Annotated in this window: 15 protein-coding genes; 8 read left to right on the forward strand and 7 right to left on the reverse strand. The window is 61.6% G+C overall.

Annotated elements, in window-relative coordinates:
• Nucleotides 1–154: 154 nt before the first annotated feature.
• Genes ACUN0E_RS10805 through ACUN0E_RS10830 form a run of 6 tightly spaced genes read left to right on the forward strand, consistent with a single transcriptional unit; the run spans nt 155 to nt 7,038 of the window.
• Nucleotides 155–1,570 (forward strand): GH1 family beta-glucosidase, encoded by a 1,416-nt coding sequence (locus ACUN0E_RS10805; RefSeq protein ID WP_445566556.1) that lies wholly within the window; start codon nt 155–157, stop codon nt 1,568–1,570.
• 39 nt (nt 1,571–1,609) lie between these two features.
• Nucleotides 1,610–2,851 (forward strand): ABC transporter substrate-binding protein, encoded by a 1,242-nt coding sequence (locus tag ACUN0E_RS10810; protein ID WP_445566557.1) that lies wholly within the window; start codon nt 1,610–1,612, stop codon nt 2,849–2,851.
• A gap of 9 nt (nt 2,852–2,860) precedes the next feature.
• Nucleotides 2,861–3,802: a carbohydrate ABC transporter permease gene (locus ACUN0E_RS10815; RefSeq protein ID WP_408339899.1), complete on the forward strand. Its 942-nt coding sequence runs from the start codon at nt 2,861–2,863 to the stop codon at nt 3,800–3,802.
• 5 nt (nt 3,803–3,807) lie between these two features.
• Nucleotides 3,808–4,713, forward strand: a complete 906-nt coding sequence (locus tag ACUN0E_RS10820; protein WP_445566558.1) for a carbohydrate ABC transporter permease — start codon at nt 3,808–3,810, stop codon at nt 4,711–4,713.
• A gap of 53 nt (nt 4,714–4,766) precedes the next feature.
• The gene (locus tag ACUN0E_RS10825) at nt 4,767–5,927 is read left to right on the forward strand and encodes an ABC transporter ATP-binding protein (protein WP_445566559.1); all 1,161 of its coding nucleotides are present in this window, start codon (nt 4,767–4,769) and stop codon (nt 5,925–5,927) included.
• 49 nt (nt 5,928–5,976) lie between these two features.
• A complete protein-coding gene (locus tag ACUN0E_RS10830; RefSeq protein WP_445566560.1) occupies nt 5,977–7,038 on the forward strand; it encodes a substrate-binding domain-containing protein in 1,062 nt (353 codons plus the stop codon).
• A gap of 84 nt (nt 7,039–7,122) precedes the next feature.
• On the opposite strand, the gene ACUN0E_RS10835 is transcribed toward ACUN0E_RS10830, so the two are convergent.
• On the reverse strand, nt 7,123–7,980 hold the full coding sequence (locus ACUN0E_RS10835; RefSeq protein ID WP_408237126.1) for a PA4780 family RIO1-like protein kinase: 858 nt from the start codon (nt 7,978–7,980) through the stop codon (nt 7,123–7,125).
• Nucleotides 7,981–8,066: 86 nt separating this feature from the next.
• Entirely contained in the window at nt 8,067–8,282 is a 216-nt protein-coding gene (locus ACUN0E_RS10840) for a hypothetical protein (RefSeq protein ID WP_445566561.1), read from the reverse strand.
• A 370-nt stretch (nt 8,283–8,652) separates the two neighbouring features.
• Here ACUN0E_RS10840 and ACUN0E_RS10845 point away from each other — a divergent pair, with 370 nt between their 5' ends.
• A complete protein-coding gene (locus ACUN0E_RS10845; protein ID WP_445566562.1) occupies nt 8,653–10,365 on the forward strand; it encodes a SulP family inorganic anion transporter in 1,713 nt (570 codons plus the stop codon).
• A gap of 31 nt (nt 10,366–10,396) precedes the next feature.
• Here ACUN0E_RS10845 and ACUN0E_RS10850 read toward each other — a convergent pair whose 3' ends face one another.
• From ACUN0E_RS10850 to ACUN0E_RS10870, 5 genes are all read right to left on the reverse strand, one after another.
• Nucleotides 10,397–10,756, reverse strand: coding sequence for a hypothetical protein (locus tag ACUN0E_RS10850; RefSeq protein WP_408237117.1), 360 nt, complete (start codon nt 10,754–10,756; stop codon nt 10,397–10,399).
• 69 nt (nt 10,757–10,825) lie between these two features.
• A complete protein-coding gene (locus tag ACUN0E_RS10855; RefSeq protein ID WP_445566563.1) occupies nt 10,826–11,464 on the reverse strand; it encodes a LysE family translocator in 639 nt (212 codons plus the stop codon).
• 226 nt (nt 11,465–11,690) lie between these two features.
• Complete coding sequence (locus ACUN0E_RS10860) at nt 11,691–12,995, reverse strand: MFS transporter (protein ID WP_445570418.1); 1,305 nt, start codon at nt 12,993–12,995, stop codon at nt 11,691–11,693.
• A gap of 97 nt (nt 12,996–13,092) precedes the next feature.
• Nucleotides 13,093–14,052: a dihydrodipicolinate synthase family protein gene (locus ACUN0E_RS10865; protein WP_445566564.1), complete on the reverse strand. Its 960-nt coding sequence runs from the start codon at nt 14,050–14,052 to the stop codon at nt 13,093–13,095.
• Between the two features lie 147 nt (nt 14,053–14,199).
• Nucleotides 14,200–15,093 carry a LysR family transcriptional regulator gene (locus ACUN0E_RS10870; protein WP_445566565.1) on the reverse strand — a complete coding sequence of 298 codons (894 nt, stop codon included), beginning with the start codon at nt 15,091–15,093 and terminating at the stop codon, nt 14,200–14,202.
• Between the two features lie 128 nt (nt 15,094–15,221).
• On the opposite strand from ACUN0E_RS10870, the gene ACUN0E_RS10875 reads away from it, so the two are divergent.
• The gene (locus ACUN0E_RS10875) at nt 15,222–16,370 is read left to right on the forward strand and encodes a mandelate racemase/muconate lactonizing enzyme family protein (protein ID WP_445566566.1); all 1,149 of its coding nucleotides are present in this window, start codon (nt 15,222–15,224) and stop codon (nt 16,368–16,370) included.
• The last annotated feature ends 35 nt before the right edge of the window (nt 16,371–16,405 follow it).

Here is a 16,405-nt window from a genome sequence, read left to right on the forward strand (position 1 = left end):
CGGCGCATCGCAACGCCGCGCATGCCAGCAAGCCCTCCAGACAAACCCTGATTGCTGCGCTGAATCCCACACTGCTATCGTTCGCAGGTCTTGTGGAAGCGCTTCCACTCCAGCTTCCGCCTTACGGTTCAACGACCTCAGCGCAGGAGAATCCGTGGCAAACGACGCATTCGCTGTATCCGACGCACGCCCCTCAGCCGTGTCCAACGGCGCACTCGCCGATCCCTTCAGCCCGCCTGCGGACTCGTCTCTGTGGCGCAAGAACTTCCTGCTTGGCGCCGCCACGGCTTCGTATCAGATCGAAGGCGCGGTGAATGAAGACGGCCGCCTGCCGTCGATCTGGGACACCTTCTCGGCCAAGCCCGGCAAGGTGCTGGCGGGTGAAACCGGCGCCGTTGCCTGCGATCACTACCATCGGTGGGAAGCAGACATCGAATTGCTGGCCTCGCTTGGCCTCGAAGGCTATCGGCTCTCGATTGCATGGCCGCGCGTCATGGACGCGGCAGGCTTGCCCAATCGCAAGGGGCTCGATTTCTACAAGCGGCTCCTGAACCGCCTGAAAGAGAAGGGCATTACGACCTCCGTGACGCTCTATCACTGGGACTTGCCGCAGCATCTGGAAGATCGCGGCGGCTGGCTCAATCGCGACACCGCTTACCGCTTCGCCGACTACGCCGACCTGATGAGCCGCGAACTGGCCGGCACGGTCGACGCATGGGCGACGCTCAACGAGCCGTGGTGTTCGGCCTATCTCGGCTATGGCAACGGGCATCACGCACCGGGCCTCGCCGACGGACGCTTTGCGACGCAGGCGATGCATCATCTGCTGCTCGCGCATGGCCTCGCGATTCCGGTCCTGCGCGCCAACGATCCGGCCTCGCAGAAAGGGATCGTCGCCAACATCGGCCGCGGCACGGCCAATAGCGACAGCGCCGCGGATCAGCGTGCGGCGCATCTGTTCGAAGTCCAGCACAATGCGTGGATTCTCGATCCGCTCCTCAAGGGCGCGTATCCGCAGGATCTGTTCGAGTTGTGGCCAGGCACCGAGCCATTGGTGCTCGACGGCGACATGCAGACCATTTCCGCGCCGCTCGACTTCCTGGGTATCAACTACTACTTCCGCACCAATGTTGCGAGCGACGGCGCGCATGGATTCCGGGACGTGCCGCTGGAGGGCGTCGAGCGCACGCAGATGGGCTGGGAGGTGCATCCCGATGGCTTGCGCGATCTGCTAATCGGTTTCAATCGCACGTATCGCAACCTGCCGCCGATCTACATCACCGAAAACGGCATGGCCTCGGACGATAAGGTGATCGACGGCCACGTCGACGATACGCAGCGCATCTCGTTTCTCAAGCGCCATCTCGCGGCGGTCGATCAGGCGATCAAGGCCGGCGTGGATATTCGCGGCTATTTTCTGTGGTCGCTGATGGATAACTTCGAGTGGGCGTTCGGTTATGAGCGGCGCTTTGGTGTCGTGCACGTCGACTACAGTACACAGAAGCGTACAGTCAAACGCAGTGCGGAATTGGTGGCGAAATTCTTGAAGGAGCGTAGAGCACAGGCGTAACAGCAGGTGGAGCTGGTTTGTATGTCGACAGGAGACGGAATGAACAGCAGAAAAATGCTCTTACGAGGCGTGGTTGCGGCACTGGCGTTGGTGGGCGTCGTCGCGCATGCGGCTGAACCCTTGAAGGCTAACGTGATTCACTGGTGGACTTCAGGCGGCGAGTCGGCCGCGATTCGCCAGTTCGCCGATGCGTATAACAAGGCCGGTGGCCAGTGGGTCGACAATGCGGTGGCCGGCGCCGATCAGGCGCGCTCCACCGCGATCAACCGGATCATCGGCGGCGATCCACCCACCGCCGCGCAGTTCAATACGTCCAAGCAGTTTCACGATCTGATCGACCAGGGCCTGCTGAACAACGTCGACACCGTTGCCGCGAAAGAAAACTGGAACGGCGTGTTCCCGCAGTCGATCATCGACAGCATCAAGGTGAATGGGCATTACTACGCCGCGCCGGTCGACATTCACATGCCGGCCTGGTTCTTCTACTCGAAGCCGGTGTTCCAGAAGGCCGGCATTGCCGCCGAGCCGAAGAGCTACGACGAATTCATCGCCGATCTCACCAAACTGAAAGCCGCGGGGGTGATCCCGCTCGCGCTCGGCGGTCAGCCGTGGCAGGAAAAGATCACGTTCGACGCGGTATTTGCCGACGTCGGCGGCCCCGACCTTTATCTGAAGGTGTACCGCGATCGCGACATGAACGCGGTCAAGTCGGATGCGTTCAGGAAGGTGCTCGCATCGTTCAAGCGCTTGCATGATTTCGTCGACCCGGGCTCGCCTGGCCGCAACTGGAACGATGCCACCGCGCTGGTGATTTCCGGCAAGGCGGGGGTGCAGATCATGGGCGATTGGGCCAAGGGCGAATTCTCGGCGGCCAACCAGACTGCCGGTAAAGACTTCGGCTGCTTCCCGGGTTTTGGTCCGCACTCGCCGTATCTGGTCGCGGGCGATGTATTCGTGTTCCCGAAAACCGACAATGCCAACGCGATCAAGGCGCAGAATCTGCTTGCCACGGTGATGACCTCGCCTGCCGCGCAAGTCGCATTCAGCGCGAAGAAAGGCTCGATTCCGATTCGTCCCGATGTGGACGCCAGCAGTCTCGACATCTGCGCAAAGGAGGGCATGGCGATCATGAAGGACAAGTCGCGCCAGTTGCCGAATCCGGAAATGCTGCTCTCGCCTGACACGCAGGGCGCGTTGATCGACGTCATCACGAACTTCTGGAACAAGAACCAGTCGGTCGACGATGCACAGAAGGCGTTTGCCAGTGCGTTGAAGAGCTAGGCGCTCACCATGCAGGCGCTCAAGCTGCAAACCGCCGGCTCCGGGCCTCGCAAAGGGCCGCTGAAAAAAACGCTCAGGAAGCGCTTGCCGATAGCCGCGTGGGTGGCGCTCCTGCCGATGGTCCTGACCGTCGTGTTCGCGTATCTCGGCACGATGGTCTGGACCGCGCGCGTGTCGCTGAGCAACTCACGCACGTTTCCTTCGGGGGACTTCGCGGGCCTCACGCAATACACGCGGCTCTTCAATAACGATCGCTGGCTGCTGTCGCTGCAAAACATCGTGATCTACGGTGCATGCTTCATTGTTGCGTGCATGGTGATCGGTTTGTTGCTGGCGATTTTTATCGATCAGCGCGTGGTGGCGGAAGGCGCATTGCGCACGGTGTTTCTCTATCCGTATGCGATGTCGTTTGTCGCAACGGGTTTGGTCTGGCAGTGGATTCTCAATCCGGAACTGGGCGCGCAGGCCGTGTTGCACAAACTCGGTTTCGTGCACGCGCGCTTTGACTGGATTGTCGATCAGGACTGGGTGATCTACACCATCGTCATCGCGACGGTGTGGCAGGCCTCCGGTCTCGTGATGGCGCTGCTGCTGGCCGGCCTGCGCGGTATCGACGACGAACTGTGGAAGGCCGCGCGTATCGATGGCATTCCGCGCTGGCGTGTGTACGCGAGCATCGTTGTGCCAATGCTCGGGCCTTCCATGTCCACCGCCTTCGTGCTGCTCTTCGTGATGGTCGTGAAGCTCTACGACGCCGTGGTCGCGATGACGCAAGGCGGACCCGGCACGGCGAGCGAAGTGCCGGCGAAGTTCATCATGGACTACCTGTTTGGCCGCGCGAATATCGGCCTCGCGTCGGCCGCGTCGATTGTGCTGCTGGCCACGGTGCTCGCGATTCTCACGCCGTTCTTCTATGCCCGCAGCCGCGCCGCGTTGCGCAAGGAGGTGTGATGAACATGCTCAGTCCTCCCATGAAGGGCGGCGCACCGAGCCATGGCCGCAGGCGCCGCCGGGCGTTTACACCCGCACGCTTGGGCGTCTACGCATTTCTCCTGACCGCCGCGTTGTTCTTCCTGTTGCCGCTGTACGTGATGCTCGTCACATCGGTAAAACCGATGAGCGAGATTCGCCTCGGCAATCTGCTCGCTTTCCCCACGCATTTCACCCTCGACGCATGGAGCGCCGCATGGCAATCCGCCTGCACCGGGCTCGATTGCAACGGCATCCAGGTCGGCTTCTGGAATTCGGTGCGTATCGTCGTGCCGAGCACGATCCTCTCGATCATGATCGGCGCGGTGAACGGCTACGCACTATCGTTCTGGCGGCCGCGCGGGGCAGGGCTGCTGTTCGGCGTACTGCTGATGGGCGCCTTCATTCCCGTGCAGGTGATGGTCTATCCGCTCGTGCGCGTGCTGGCGAGCGTGCACCTGTTTAGCTCGCTGCCAGGCATCGTGGTGATTCACACCATCTTCGGCATGCCGGTGATGACGCTGCTGTTTCGCAACTACTACGCGTCGATTCCGCAGGAGCTGTTCAAGGCGGCGCGCATCGACGGTGGCGGTTTCTGGCGCATTTTCCTGCAACTGATGTTGCCGATGTCCACGCCGATCATCGTCGTCGCGGTCATCATGCAGGTGACGGGCATCTGGAACGACTTCATACTTGGGCTGGTGTTCGCGGGCACAAAAAACCTGCCGATGACCGTGCAATTGAACAACATCATCAACACGACGACCGGCGAGAGGCTCTATAACGTCAATATGGCGGCGACTATTCTGACCTCCATGGTGCCGCTTGCTGTCTATTTCATTTCGGGCCGCTGGTTTGTGCGCGGCATTGCGTCTGGCGCCGTCAAGGGATAGGGCGATCAAGCATGACTAACCTGGTGAATGGGGCAAATGCGGTGGCAAATGCAATGGCAAACACGGGAGCCCATGCGGCAGACGTGACGAACCTCGGCAATGTGGCGGATGCGGCGGGTTTATCGCATCCAGCCAACGTGTCGGTGCGCAATCTGAAGATCCAGCTCGGCGCGAATACGGTGATCGAGAATCTCGATCTCGACGTGCGAGCGGGCGAGTTCGTGGTGTTGCTCGGCCCATCGGGTTGCGGCAAATCCACCTTGCTGCACAGTATTGCGGGCCTGATCGACGTGAGCGACGGCAGCATTGAAATCGCCGGCGAAGACATGACCTGGGCTGACCCGAAAGATCGCCGTATCGCGCTGGTGTTTCAGTCGTATGCGTTGTATCCGACCATGAGTGTCGAGCGCAATCTGTCGTTCGCGTTGCGCATCAACGGCACGCCGAAGGCGGAAATCGAGCGGCGCGTGACGCGGGCGTCCGAGATGCTGCAACTTGGCCCGCTGCTTAAGCGCAAGCCGGCCCAACTCTCGGGCGGCCAACGGCAGCGTGTGGCGATCGGCCGTGCGATCGTGCGTGAGGCCGACGTGTTCCTGTTCGATGAGCCGCTGTCGAATCTCGACGCCAAATTGCGCACCGAATTGCGCCGCGAACTCAAGCAACTGCACCAGCGTCTGGGCGCGACGATGATCTACGTGACCCACGATCAGGTCGAAGCGATGACGCTCGCGACGCGCATGGCCGTGATGCGCGGCGGCGTGATCCAGCAGTTCGGCACGCCCGCCGAAGTCTATGCGCGGCCGAATAATCTGTTCGTTGCGACGTTTCTGGGCACGCCCGCGATGAATCTGCTCAAGGGCACGCTTGAGACGCGTGACGGCTCGCTCTGCTTTTGCACAGCGCATTTGCAGCTCGATGTGTCGGCTTACCCTTTCAAAAACCTGCCTGCGGATCGTCTGCCTTGTGTGCTCGGCGTACGGGCAGAAGACGTGCGCGCAGGCGAGAGTTCGAGCACACAATTGAACGAACGCGCGAACATTTCACTGATCGAGCCGATGGGCAACCACCGGGTCGTCTGGCTCGACTATCATGGAGTGCAAATCGCGTCGATCGACCAGACGAAGACGCCGGCGGCGGTAGGGGATGCCGCGGTGTTCTGGTTCGATAGTGCGCATATTTCGCTGTTCGACGAAGAAGGCGGCGCGCGTTTGTAGTGGCTGCATGCAGCGTCGTTGAATACAACAGGGCTTGACGGAGAACCGCGTGGCAACACTCAAAGATGTCGCGGCACTGGCCGGCGTTGGCATGTCGACTGCCTCGCGTGCCATATCCGGCAAAGGCCCCATTTCCGCCGATGCTGCCGCACGTGTGAAGGCCGCTATCGAAGCGCTGAATTTCCGGCCGTCGTCCATTGGCCGCGCAATGGCGACGCAATCGCTGGGCATGATCGGCATTTTCGTGCCGACCTTCTTTGGCTCCTACTACGGCACGATTCTCAAGCAGACCGATACTGAACTGCGCGCGGTGCGCCGCCACGTGGTGGTGGCAACGGGTTGCGGCGAAGTGTCGCCGCGCGAGCAGGCCATCGAGGCGGTGCGTTTTCTGATCGGCCGCGATTGCGACGGCGTGGTGGTGATCAGCCACGATCTGCACGACGACGATCTGGACATGCTGCATCGCATGCATCCGAAGATGGTGTTTTTGAATCGCGCGTTCGATCAGTTGCCGGAGGCGTCGTTCTGCGCGGATCATCGGCGCGGCGGTCAACTGGCGGCACGCACGCTGCTCGATTATGGGCATCGGGACATCGCGGTGATTTCCGGGCCGTTCAGCGCGTCGGACAATCAGACCCGGCTCGAAGGCTTCTTCGCCGAATTGTCGCGCGAGGGCATCGCACGCGAGAACGTTACGCTGATCGAATCGGACTTCTCGCCGGAAGGCGGCTACGCTGCCGCGCAGAAACTGCTCGATTCGCAGCGGCGCTTCACCGGGCTCTTTTGCGCGAACGACACGATGGCGGTGAGCGTACTGGCGCGCTTTCACCAGGCCCGCATTGCCGTCCCGGACGAAGTCTCCGTAATTGGCTACGACGATGATTATTCAGCCGCTTACGCCGCGCCTGGACTCACCTCGGTGCATATCCCGACGGCGGAGTTGACGCAGAACGCGGTGCGCTGGCTGGTGAATCAGTGCTACCGGACCTCGTGGGAAATCTTCCGCGAGTTTCCGGTAAGCGTGACGATGCGGGAGTCGGTGGGGCCGGCACCGGGTGTGGCGGCTTCATCGGTCAAGGTCACGGCGGGCAGTTTCAGTAGCGCGTCGTAGCTTCGTTGCACAGCGAGCAACGCATAGGGGCACCAGACCCGGCTCATTGGATTGGCCGCTTACGCGTAGCAGCGTAGCGGTGGCTCAGGTGCCGCTGCGCAGCGATTCTTCATAGCGCAGACGCGCTTCTTCGTCGAGCCGCGTATCTTCGAGTTCCTGTAGCACGGCTTCGAGATCGATCGGCGTGGTGTCGAGTTCCACGTGGCCGGTGAGCTTGGCATCCACGTTCAAAGCGCCCGCTTCGTACAGCGACCAGATTTCCTTGCCGTAGCGCGTGTCGAGCAATGCCGGCGCAAAGCGGCCGAAATACGTGGCGAGGTTGTTGACGTCGCGCTCCAGCATGGCCGGTGCTTCCAGATTGCCGGCGGCATCCACGGCTTGCGGCAGGTCGATGATCACCGGGCCGTCTGCTGCGAGCAGGATGTTGTATTCGGACAGATCGCCGTGAATCATGCCGGCGCACAGCATGCGCACCACCTGGTTGAGCAGCAGCGCGTGCAATTCGAGCGCGCGCGTCTCGGTCATCTCGACATCGTTCAGACGCGGCGCGACGTTGCCGTCTCCATCGGTCACCAATTCCATCAGCAACACGCCGTCGGTGCAGATAAAGGGCTGCGGCACGCGCACGCCTGCATTGGCGAGCTGGAACAGAGCGTCGACTTCCGCGTTCTGCCACGCCTGTTCCTGCACCTCGCGGCCATAGCGGCTGCCTTTTTCCATTGCGCGCTGCTGGCGGCTGTTCTTGACCTTGCGACCCTGCTGATAGGACGCGGCCTGGCGGAAACTACGCTGTTTGGCGTCTTTATAGACCTTCGCGCAGCGCGTGGACTCGCCGCTGCGGACCACGTAGACGGTGGCTTCCTTGCCGCTCATCAACTGCGAGATGACTTCGTCGATCAGGCCTTCTTCGATCAGCGGGAGCAGACGTTTGGGTGTTTTCATGCGGCCGCCGGAGAGCGTGGGGCGGTTGATTGGCCGTGCGCGGCCGATTGCGAGGGGAGATGGTGCAGGATTCGGGTCATGCCGGATTATAAGGGGTGGCGGAGAAACGGCCTGCCTGCGGGAAAACAGATGATATTGTCGAGCCGGTAGAAACACTCATTTAATCGTTTTGCCGCGAAGATGAAAGTCGACGCATGCATGACGTAACCGGTTTGTAGGCGAGCAAAGGTTTGCGCGTTATAGCGCTTCGTGTTGTACGCGCTTCTTTGGTGCGATTTGCCGTATTTCAGGTGCATTTTCATGCGTCGCGCTCCGTCGGGCAGTAACGACGTTGTAATGCGTGGCAACAGTGTTTTGCGTTTTCCCTCATTCATTTCGCACGACAATCGCTTAAACTTGCGGTAACAATTTGTTACGGGGTGCAAGATGTTGGCCGTGTTCATCATCGCCTGTCCGATCTGTATCGCCGCGTTGTTTGGTTTCGCGCGGCACGTGGATCCGCTCACAGGGCAGTTCAAGCGTTAAGACAAAGTGGGGCGGTAACAGCGGGGGGGTTCGGAGCCATTGCCGCCTGTAGCCATTTTCTTTTGCCGATCAAAGCCTCAAACCTTGCCTTTGAGTGCGGAGTCACGGCACGATGCGCGATAACCTAAGTTCGGGGCACCATCGCGTATGCGGGATTTTCTGGCAAACATCACTACCCGCCTTGGCGTACTGAAGGGCGTACTTCCTTTGAGCCGTGCCGCGGCGGCGCGCGATGCGCTGGCCGGCGTGCAACTGGCGTCGATGGATATTCCCCAGGTGCTCGGCTACGCACGCATTGCCGGCATGCCTGCCGTCACGGGCCTTTACACCGTCTTTCTGCCGCTTATTGCGTTTGCGTTTTTCGGCGCGTCGCGACACCTCGTGGTCGCTGCAGACTCCGCCACCGCCACTATTTTCGCCAGCCGGCTCTCAACCATGGCGCCGGCTTCGAGCGCCGAATATGCGGCGCTCGCGGGGATAGTCGCCTTGCTCACGGCCGCGCTTCTGTTTATCGCGCGCATCTTCAAGCTCGGTTTTCTCGCTGACTTCCTCTCGCGCACGGTACTGGTCGGCTTCCTCGCCGGCGTTGGCGTGCAGGTCGGCATCGCCATGCTGGGCGATATGTTCGGCGTACCCGGACATGCCGCGAGCAGCATCGGTCAACTCGCGCTCGTGGTGCGCGAGTCGGCGCAGATCAATCTGCCAACGCTCGCCATCTCTGCGCTGGTGGTGGTCGCCATTCTGGTTTTCAAGCGCTTTTTGCCACGTCTACCGGTACCGTTGATCGCGGTAGTGGCAGGCATTGCCGCAAGCGATATTTACGGGTTCGCGGCGCACGGTATTTCCGTGCTGGGGCCGGTGGCAGGCGGACTGCCCCCGCTGCGGATGCCGTCCGTCACGTGGCCGCAGTTACTCGATCTGTTGCCCGTCGCCGCCTCGTGCTTCGTGATGATCGTCGCGCAAAGCGCTGCTGCGAGCCGCGTATTCGCCGAGCGTTATCACGAATCCGTCGATACCAATGCCGATCTGCTGGGTATCGCCGCTGCCAACGCGGTGGCAGCGTTGTCAGGCGCCTTCGTGGTGAACGGCAGTCCGACGCAAACCGCCATGGCCGATCGCGCCGGAACGCGCAGCCAGTTCGCGCAGATCGTCTTCGCGCTGGTGGTGGTCGTGGTGCTGCTGTTTTTCAGCCGGTTTTTGCAGTACCTGCCGCACTGCATTCTGGCCAGTATCGTGTTTACGATCGCCATCGGCCTGGTCAATCTGAAGACGCTCTTTTCGATCCGCCGCGAAAGCCCCGGCGAATTTACGCTGGCCGTGTTCACCGCCGCGGCCGTGGTGTTGATCGGTGTCGAGCACGGCATTCTGGTGGCGGTGGCCTTATCGCTGCTGCGGCATGTGCGGCACAGCTACCGGCCGCACACCATGATTCTCGCGCCCGGCGAAGACGGCATCTGGGTGCCGGTGCCGGCCGCACCCGGACTCCAGACCGCGCCGGGGCTGATCGTCTATCGCTTCGGCGCCGACCTGTTCTACGCGAACGACCATTTTTTCGTCGACGACACCCGCAGCCTGATCGATCATGCGCCGAGCGCGGTGCGCTGGTTTGTGATCGACGCGAGCGCGATCACCGACCTCGACTATTCTGCGGCACGTTCAGTCGGTGAGTTGTGCGAGACGCTCAAGCGCAGCGGCATCGAGGTGATTTTCGCGCGGGTGAACCGTTATTTGCGCTCGGATATGGACCGGCATGGGATTACGCCGATCGTCGAGACACGCTGCATTTTCAGCACCTTGCACGAGGCGCTGCGCGCGGCGAACGTGGAGCAGCCTGGTCAGCATGTGAAAGAGGCGACATAGGTGCCTGTTTGCCGGGGCGCGCCGGAACGCGTTAGCCCTGCGGCTCGTCATCAGCAAAGAAGTAGCCGATAAAAAAGCATGCGCCGGCGAGCAGTACGCCAAGCACGGCCACCGTATAAGCGAGCGCGGTACCGTGCCAAAGACCGTCGAACCACTGATGGAGCTGCGCCATCAAAACGGCCGCGTTACCGCCGATGCGCTGCAATTCGATCTGATAGCGCGGGTCCGCGATCCCGTACATGGAGACGGCGCTGTCTGGCGCCGGAGCCGTTGCATAGATGATCGCCGCGGCGATCAGCGCGACGAGCGCCACCACCGTGCCCGCCAGATAAAGCCGTTTTTGAAATGGCGAGTGATTCGCTGCCGGATTCAGGTCGTTGCCACCGCTCATCGTGTTCGCTTGTCCGCTCGAGTCATAAGAGCGACAGTATCGCAGAGGGGGCGCGCACCGAAGGCGCTGCTAGCTTTTCGACGTCAGCAGCTTGATCCCGGCAATGCCGAACATGATCGCCAGCGACCCATCCAGCCAGCGACGGATCGCGGTATAGATGCGCCGTGCGGACGCGGTTGAAAACAGCACCGCGTAGCTGCTGAACACGGATACGCCGATGCACATGCAGCCGAGCACCACCGGCGCGGTGTACGAGGTGCCGCCTGCCGGCGACATAGCCAGCGAAACGATCGAGAGCCACACCAGAATCGCTTTCGGATTGGTGAGGTGCAGCAGCAGGCCGCGCAAATAGAGCCGTTTGAGTGGTTCGCCTTCGCGTGCGGTATTCGTAGGCAGTTTTTCCGCGCTGAATGCGGAACGCGCGGATTTGAAGCCTAGCCACAGCAGATAAAGCCCGCCGGCAATCTTGACCGCCACGAGGCATTCCGAATAAGTGGCGAGTACCGCCGACAAACCCAGCGACGCCAGCAACGCCCAGAAGAACGAACCGGACACCACGCCGAGCGCGAAGGTCAGCGCGGATTTCCTGCCGGCGCTCATGGCGAGCGACATGATCGCGAGATTGCTCGGCCCCGGGCTCGCCGTGCCGACGAAGTAGGCGCTATAGGCGATCAGGACATCGGCGGTGAGGAATGGGCTGGCGGTCATGGGCTGATAAACCTCGGCGGCAGGAAAGCCGTGCCGCTCGTCGCGGCACAGGCGAATCACATGGATCGATGCGCGAACAACAATTCTGCTCGCCCGCGTGCCAATCTCACAGATACAGTTGATGGCCTGTGCAACAGCACAATCGTGCGTTTGCCGGATAACCCGGCGAACCGGGGTAATGCCCCCATGGCTGACCGGCCTTCCTGCTGTTCGAATCCGAAACGGCTTAGCGATTCACCAACTGCGCCGGGATGAACACCAGAATCAGCACGGCGGATAACGTCAGCGTGCAGGCCGTCAGCACGAGCCCGGACGCCAGCGTATGCGTGTACCCCTTGAGCCAGCCAATCACGGTTGGACTGATGAAGCCTGCCAGGTTACCCGTGCAGTTGATCAGCGCGATCCCCGCCGCTGCGCCGCTGCCGCCGAGAAAGGCGGTGGGCAGCGCCCAGAACATCGGCAGCGCGGTGACGACGCCGGAGACGGCCAGGGTGAGGCCGATCATCGACAGCAGCGAACTGTCGCCGTTGATCGCGCACAGGCTGAAGCCGCTCGCCGCCACCAGCGCGGGCACGACGATATGCCAGCGCCGCTCGCGCGTGCGGTCTGCGTGACGGCCTACCGTGATCATCGAGATCAGCGCCACCGAGTAGGGAATCATCGTCAGCAAACCGATCATCAACGGATCGTCGATACCCGTGCCGCGAATGATGGTGGGCTGCCAGAAGCCGATCGCATACGACCCCATGACTACACCGAACAGGACAAGGCACAGCAGCCAGACGCGCGCCGAGCCGAACACCGCGCGCACCGAACCGTGCGTGCGCACGACGGCGTCGGCGTCGATTTCGTCCTGAATCAGGCGCTTTTCTTCGCTGCTGAGCCATGCCGCATCGGCCACACGATCGTCGAGGCAGCGATAGATGACAAAGCCGAGCACGATCGAGGGCAACGCTTCGACAATGAACAGCCACTGCCATCCTTCGAGACCCCATGTACCGTTGAAGGCGTGCATCAGATAGCCGGATAGCGGGCCGCCGAGCAAACCGGAGACCGGGATGCCCGCCATCAGCAGCGCGGTCATCTTGCCGCGCCGGTGCGAGGGAAACCAGTAGGTGAGGTACAGGATCATGCCGGGAAAGAAGCCCGCTTCGGCAACGCCGAGCAGAAAGCGCAGCCCATAGAACATCAATGGCGTGTGGACCCAGGCGGTGAGCATCGACAGCAGCGCCCACGTAATCATGATGCGGGCGATCCAGCGCCGCGCGCCGAAGCGATGCAGCAGCAGGTTGCTCGGCACTTCGAACAGAAAGTAGCCGATGAAGAAAAGGCCGGCGCCGAAGCCATAGGCCGCTTCGCTGAAATGCAGGCTGCTGAGCATTTGCAGTTTCGCGAAGCCGACGTTGACACGATCCAGATAAGCGACCACGTAGCCGACGAACAGCAGCGGCATGAAGCGCCACGCGACGCGCCGGAACAGTTGATCGGCCGGGTTCGCATCGGCAGTGGCAGAGTAGGACGTTTGGGTCAGCAAGGGTTGTCTCCTGGCCCGCCGTGCTGGTTGTTTTGAATGCTGGGGCGGGCGAACGGTGTGAGAGTGTACGGGCAGGTGGGCCGCGTTTCCATGGCTAGGCGGGGCTGGCCTCCTGAAGGTTGGCTGCGAGCGTCGAAGCGTTTTCGATTTCGAATCCGGTCCGCGCGAGTGCCTGCTGGAGTTCGCGTTGTTGTGCGTCGTCGAGTTCGATCAGTGGTGGGCGCATCGTGGCCCATTGCGGATCGCCCGATTGCCACGCGATAGCGGCCTTCATCGCGGCGATGATCGGGTAGCGCTGGAATATCGCGCGCGTGTCGTTGAGCCGTTGCTGCTGGTCGGCGGCATCCGTTGCGCGCCATGTCTGCGCAAGACGCACAATTGCGGCCGCGTTGACGTTGCCGGTCGCCGTGATGCAACCGGCGCCGCCGTTCTGCAGGGTCGGTAGCAGCAGTGTTTCAGTGCCGGCGAATACATCAAAGCCGGCGTTCTGGAATTCCTTCAGCAATGCAGCGGTGTGATTCCAGTCGCCGGAACTGTCTTTGATGCCGGCAATTACGCCCGGATAACGCTTGAGCAGACGCTCGATCAACTCGAAACTGATACCCACCTGGGCAACCGGAGGAATGTGATACAGATAGACGCGCAGGCGCGTGTCGGCCACCGCTTCGATGACTTCGGCAAAGCCACGAAACAGACCTTCGTCGCTTACACCTTTATAGAAAAAGGGTGGCAGCATCAGCACGCCAGGGCAACCGCTTTTCACTGCATGGCGGGTGAGTTCGATCGCATCGGGCAGCGCGCATGCGCCCGTGCCCGGCATCATGCGCGCGGACGGCAAGCCGGCGTCGAGCAAAGCGTCGAGTAGCGCGCGCTTTTCGCTCACTGTGAGCGAGTTCGCTTCCGAGTTTGTGCCGAATACGGCCAGTCCCACGCCCTGGCGCAACAGCCAGCGGCAATGTTTGACGAAACGGGCGGGCGAGGGCGAGCCGTCGGCGTTGAATGGCGTGAGTACGGGCGACAGGACGCCGTGTAAGCCAGGCGTGGGCGTGCTCATGGGAATGTCTCCTTCGATGTCCATGCGGGTCGCGTCCTTGAATACCTGGCAATGCCCGGCATGCCGGTGCGCAGCATTCAGGCGCCGAGGCAGTATTGCGTGACCGTGAACAGCGAAGAAGCGCGAGCCGCTTGCTTCAAACGTTAATTATTTTTGTGTCTCGCCGGGCGAGGCGTTCAATGCCTGTGCCGCCTTCAGGAACGCGTGGACGAGCCGCATGCGCGCCGACGAGCGCCCCCACAACAAGCCGACCACACGCTTCGGAAACGCATGCGGCAACGGCCATTTCGCCAGCGACAGCCCGGAGAAGCGCGTCATCAGCCAGTCCGGCACCAGAGACATGCCAAGCCCACGGTCCACCATGACCGCGATGGCATCGAGCCCATCGAGCTCGCAGCGCTGATGCGGCTGGATACCGTGCTGACGCAAATATCCATCGGCCAGTTGCCCGCCGACCACGTTGCGGTCGTAGCGCACGAACGGCTCGCGTCGCAGTACCGCATGCGGATCGTCGACCTGCATCGACACGGGTGTCAGCAGCACCAGCGGCTCCTCACGAAACGTGTGCCAGTCGCAGCTTTTCGGCAGATCGAAGAGCGGCTGAACCAGCATCGCCGCATCGAGATCGCCGCTCACTACCTTGCGGTAGAGGTCGACCGAATTGCCCGGCTCCAGATAGATATCGATCTGCGGATGCTGCGCGAGCAACCCGGCCAGCGCGTCGGGAATCAGGCTTGTCATCATGGTGGGCGTGCCGCCCAGCCGCAATTGACCCGCGAGCACCGATTCGTCGTTGAGATCGGACTTCAGGTCGCGGATATCGTGCAGCACCGTGCGCGCGCGTTCCAGAATGCGTTCGCCCGCCTCGGTTGTGCCGACCGTGCGGCCCGAACGGCGCACCAGCTTCGCACCGAGCTCCTGTTCGAGCATCTTCACGCGCTGCGCGACCGCAGCGGGCGTCAGATCGAGCCTGCGCGCAGCTTCGGCGATCGATCCGAGTTCGACCACATAGACAAAGCTCTGCAGATAGCGCGAGTCCATCGAATAGAATTTTTATCTTTTGAAGAAGCCAAAGGATACTGTTTTTGAGGCCTCGCGGCTATCACACTTCGATCTCACCGAACGCGCATCAGACGCGGACGGCCTGCAAAAAATGGAGGAGTGTGGAAATGCCAAGAATTGAATCGGTGTCGGTTTGCGCGGCGGGTGTACCGCTCGATCGCGTAACCTCGTTTGCAACGCGCACGGTCTCGACGCGTCACTATGGGTTGGTGAAAGTGCGCTCGACCGATGGCGTGGAAGGGATCGGCTTCTGTTATGTCGGCAGTGCGGGTGGCGAACTGCTGCGCGTGGCGGTCGAGCAATTGCTGGCGCCTGTCCTGGTCGGCAAGGACTCGTATGCGGTCGAAGGGCTCTGGCAGGCGATGTATCAGGAGGCGTTGCTGCACGGCCGGGCTGGAACAGTAATGCGCGCAATCAGCATTCTCGATACGGCGTTGTGGGACCTGAACGCGCGTAGCCACAACGTGCCGCTGCACAAGTACCTCGGTGCGGTCGAACTCGATACCGTGCCCGCGTATGCGAGCGGTGGCTATTATCTCGACGGCAAGTCCGCAGGCATGCTCGGCGAAGAAATGGCGAGTTACGTCGAGATGGGTTTCAAGGCAGTGAAGATGAAGGGCGGCCGCCTCTCACCGCGCGAAGAAGAGGCGCGCGTGCGCGCCGCACGCGAAGCGATCGGCCCGGACATCGAATTGATGATCGACATCAACAACGGCTGGACCGACACAACCCAGGCTTTGCAGCATCTGCGACGAATCGAGCAATACGATCCGTACTTCGTTGAAGAGCCTTTCTCTCCTGACGATATCGACAACCACGCGCGCCTCGCCAGGCTGACGCGCGTGCCGGTGGCGAGCGGCGAAATCGGTTACGGCCGCTGGTATCACAAGGAGTTGCTCGACAAGGGCGGCGCGGCGATCCTGCAAACCGACGCGGTGGTGTGCGGGGGCATCAGCGAATGGCGGCGGATTGCGGCGACTGCCGCAAGCTATGGCGTGGTGATGTGTCCGCACTGGTTCCATGACGTGCACGCGCCACTGGTGGCGGCCACACCGAATGCGCGCTACGTCGAGTACTTCTGGGACGACCAGGTGCTCAATTTCCGTCGCCTGATCGATCGTCAGCTTGGTCACAGGAACGGACGCATCGTATTGCATCAGACACCCGGCCTCGGTTTCGATTTCGACGAGCGTGAGGTCGCGAAGTACGGCACGTGGACGGTGATTGGCCAGGCTCGACACAGGCTCTTTGCATGACGCCAATCTGAGCGTAAGGTATTTGCATTGCGCAA

The sequence above is a fragment of the Paraburkholderia sp. D1E genome, assembly GCF_052682275.1.

What these genes read in the sequence shown, in the direction of transcription:
- ACUN0E_RS10810 (WP_445566557.1), top strand. Translation starts at nt 1,610, where the DNA reads ATGAACAGCAGAAAAATGCTCTTACGAGGCGTGGTTGCGGCACTGGCG.
- ACUN0E_RS10815 (WP_408339899.1), top strand. Translation starts at nt 2,861, where the DNA reads ATGCAGGCGCTCAAGCTGCAAACCGCCGGCTCCGGGCCTCGCAAAGGG.
- ACUN0E_RS10820 (WP_445566558.1), top strand. Translation starts at nt 3,808, where the DNA reads ATGCTCAGTCCTCCCATGAAGGGCGGCGCACCGAGCCATGGCCGCAGG.
- ACUN0E_RS10825 (WP_445566559.1), top strand. Translation starts at nt 4,767, where the DNA reads ATGGCAAACACGGGAGCCCATGCGGCAGACGTGACGAACCTCGGCAAT.
- ACUN0E_RS10835 (WP_408237126.1), bottom strand. Translation starts at nt 7,980, where the DNA reads ATGAAAACACCCAAACGTCTGCTCCCGCTGATCGAAGAAGGCCTGATC.
- ACUN0E_RS10840 (WP_445566561.1), bottom strand. Translation starts at nt 8,282, where the DNA reads ATGAAAATGCACCTGAAATACGGCAAATCGCACCAAAGAAGCGCGTAC.
- ACUN0E_RS10845 (WP_445566562.1), top strand. Translation starts at nt 8,653, where the DNA reads ATGCGGGATTTTCTGGCAAACATCACTACCCGCCTTGGCGTACTGAAG.
- ACUN0E_RS10850 (WP_408237117.1), bottom strand. Translation starts at nt 10,756, where the DNA reads ATGAGCGGTGGCAACGACCTGAATCCGGCAGCGAATCACTCGCCATTT.
- ACUN0E_RS10855 (WP_445566563.1), bottom strand. Translation starts at nt 11,464, where the DNA reads ATGACCGCCAGCCCATTCCTCACCGCCGATGTCCTGATCGCCTATAGC.
- ACUN0E_RS10865 (WP_445566564.1), bottom strand. Translation starts at nt 14,052, where the DNA reads ATGAGCACGCCCACGCCTGGCTTACACGGCGTCCTGTCGCCCGTACTC.
- ACUN0E_RS10870 (WP_445566565.1), bottom strand. Translation starts at nt 15,093, where the DNA reads ATGGACTCGCGCTATCTGCAGAGCTTTGTCTATGTGGTCGAACTCGGA.
- ACUN0E_RS10875 (WP_445566566.1), top strand. Translation starts at nt 15,222, where the DNA reads ATGCCAAGAATTGAATCGGTGTCGGTTTGCGCGGCGGGTGTACCGCTC.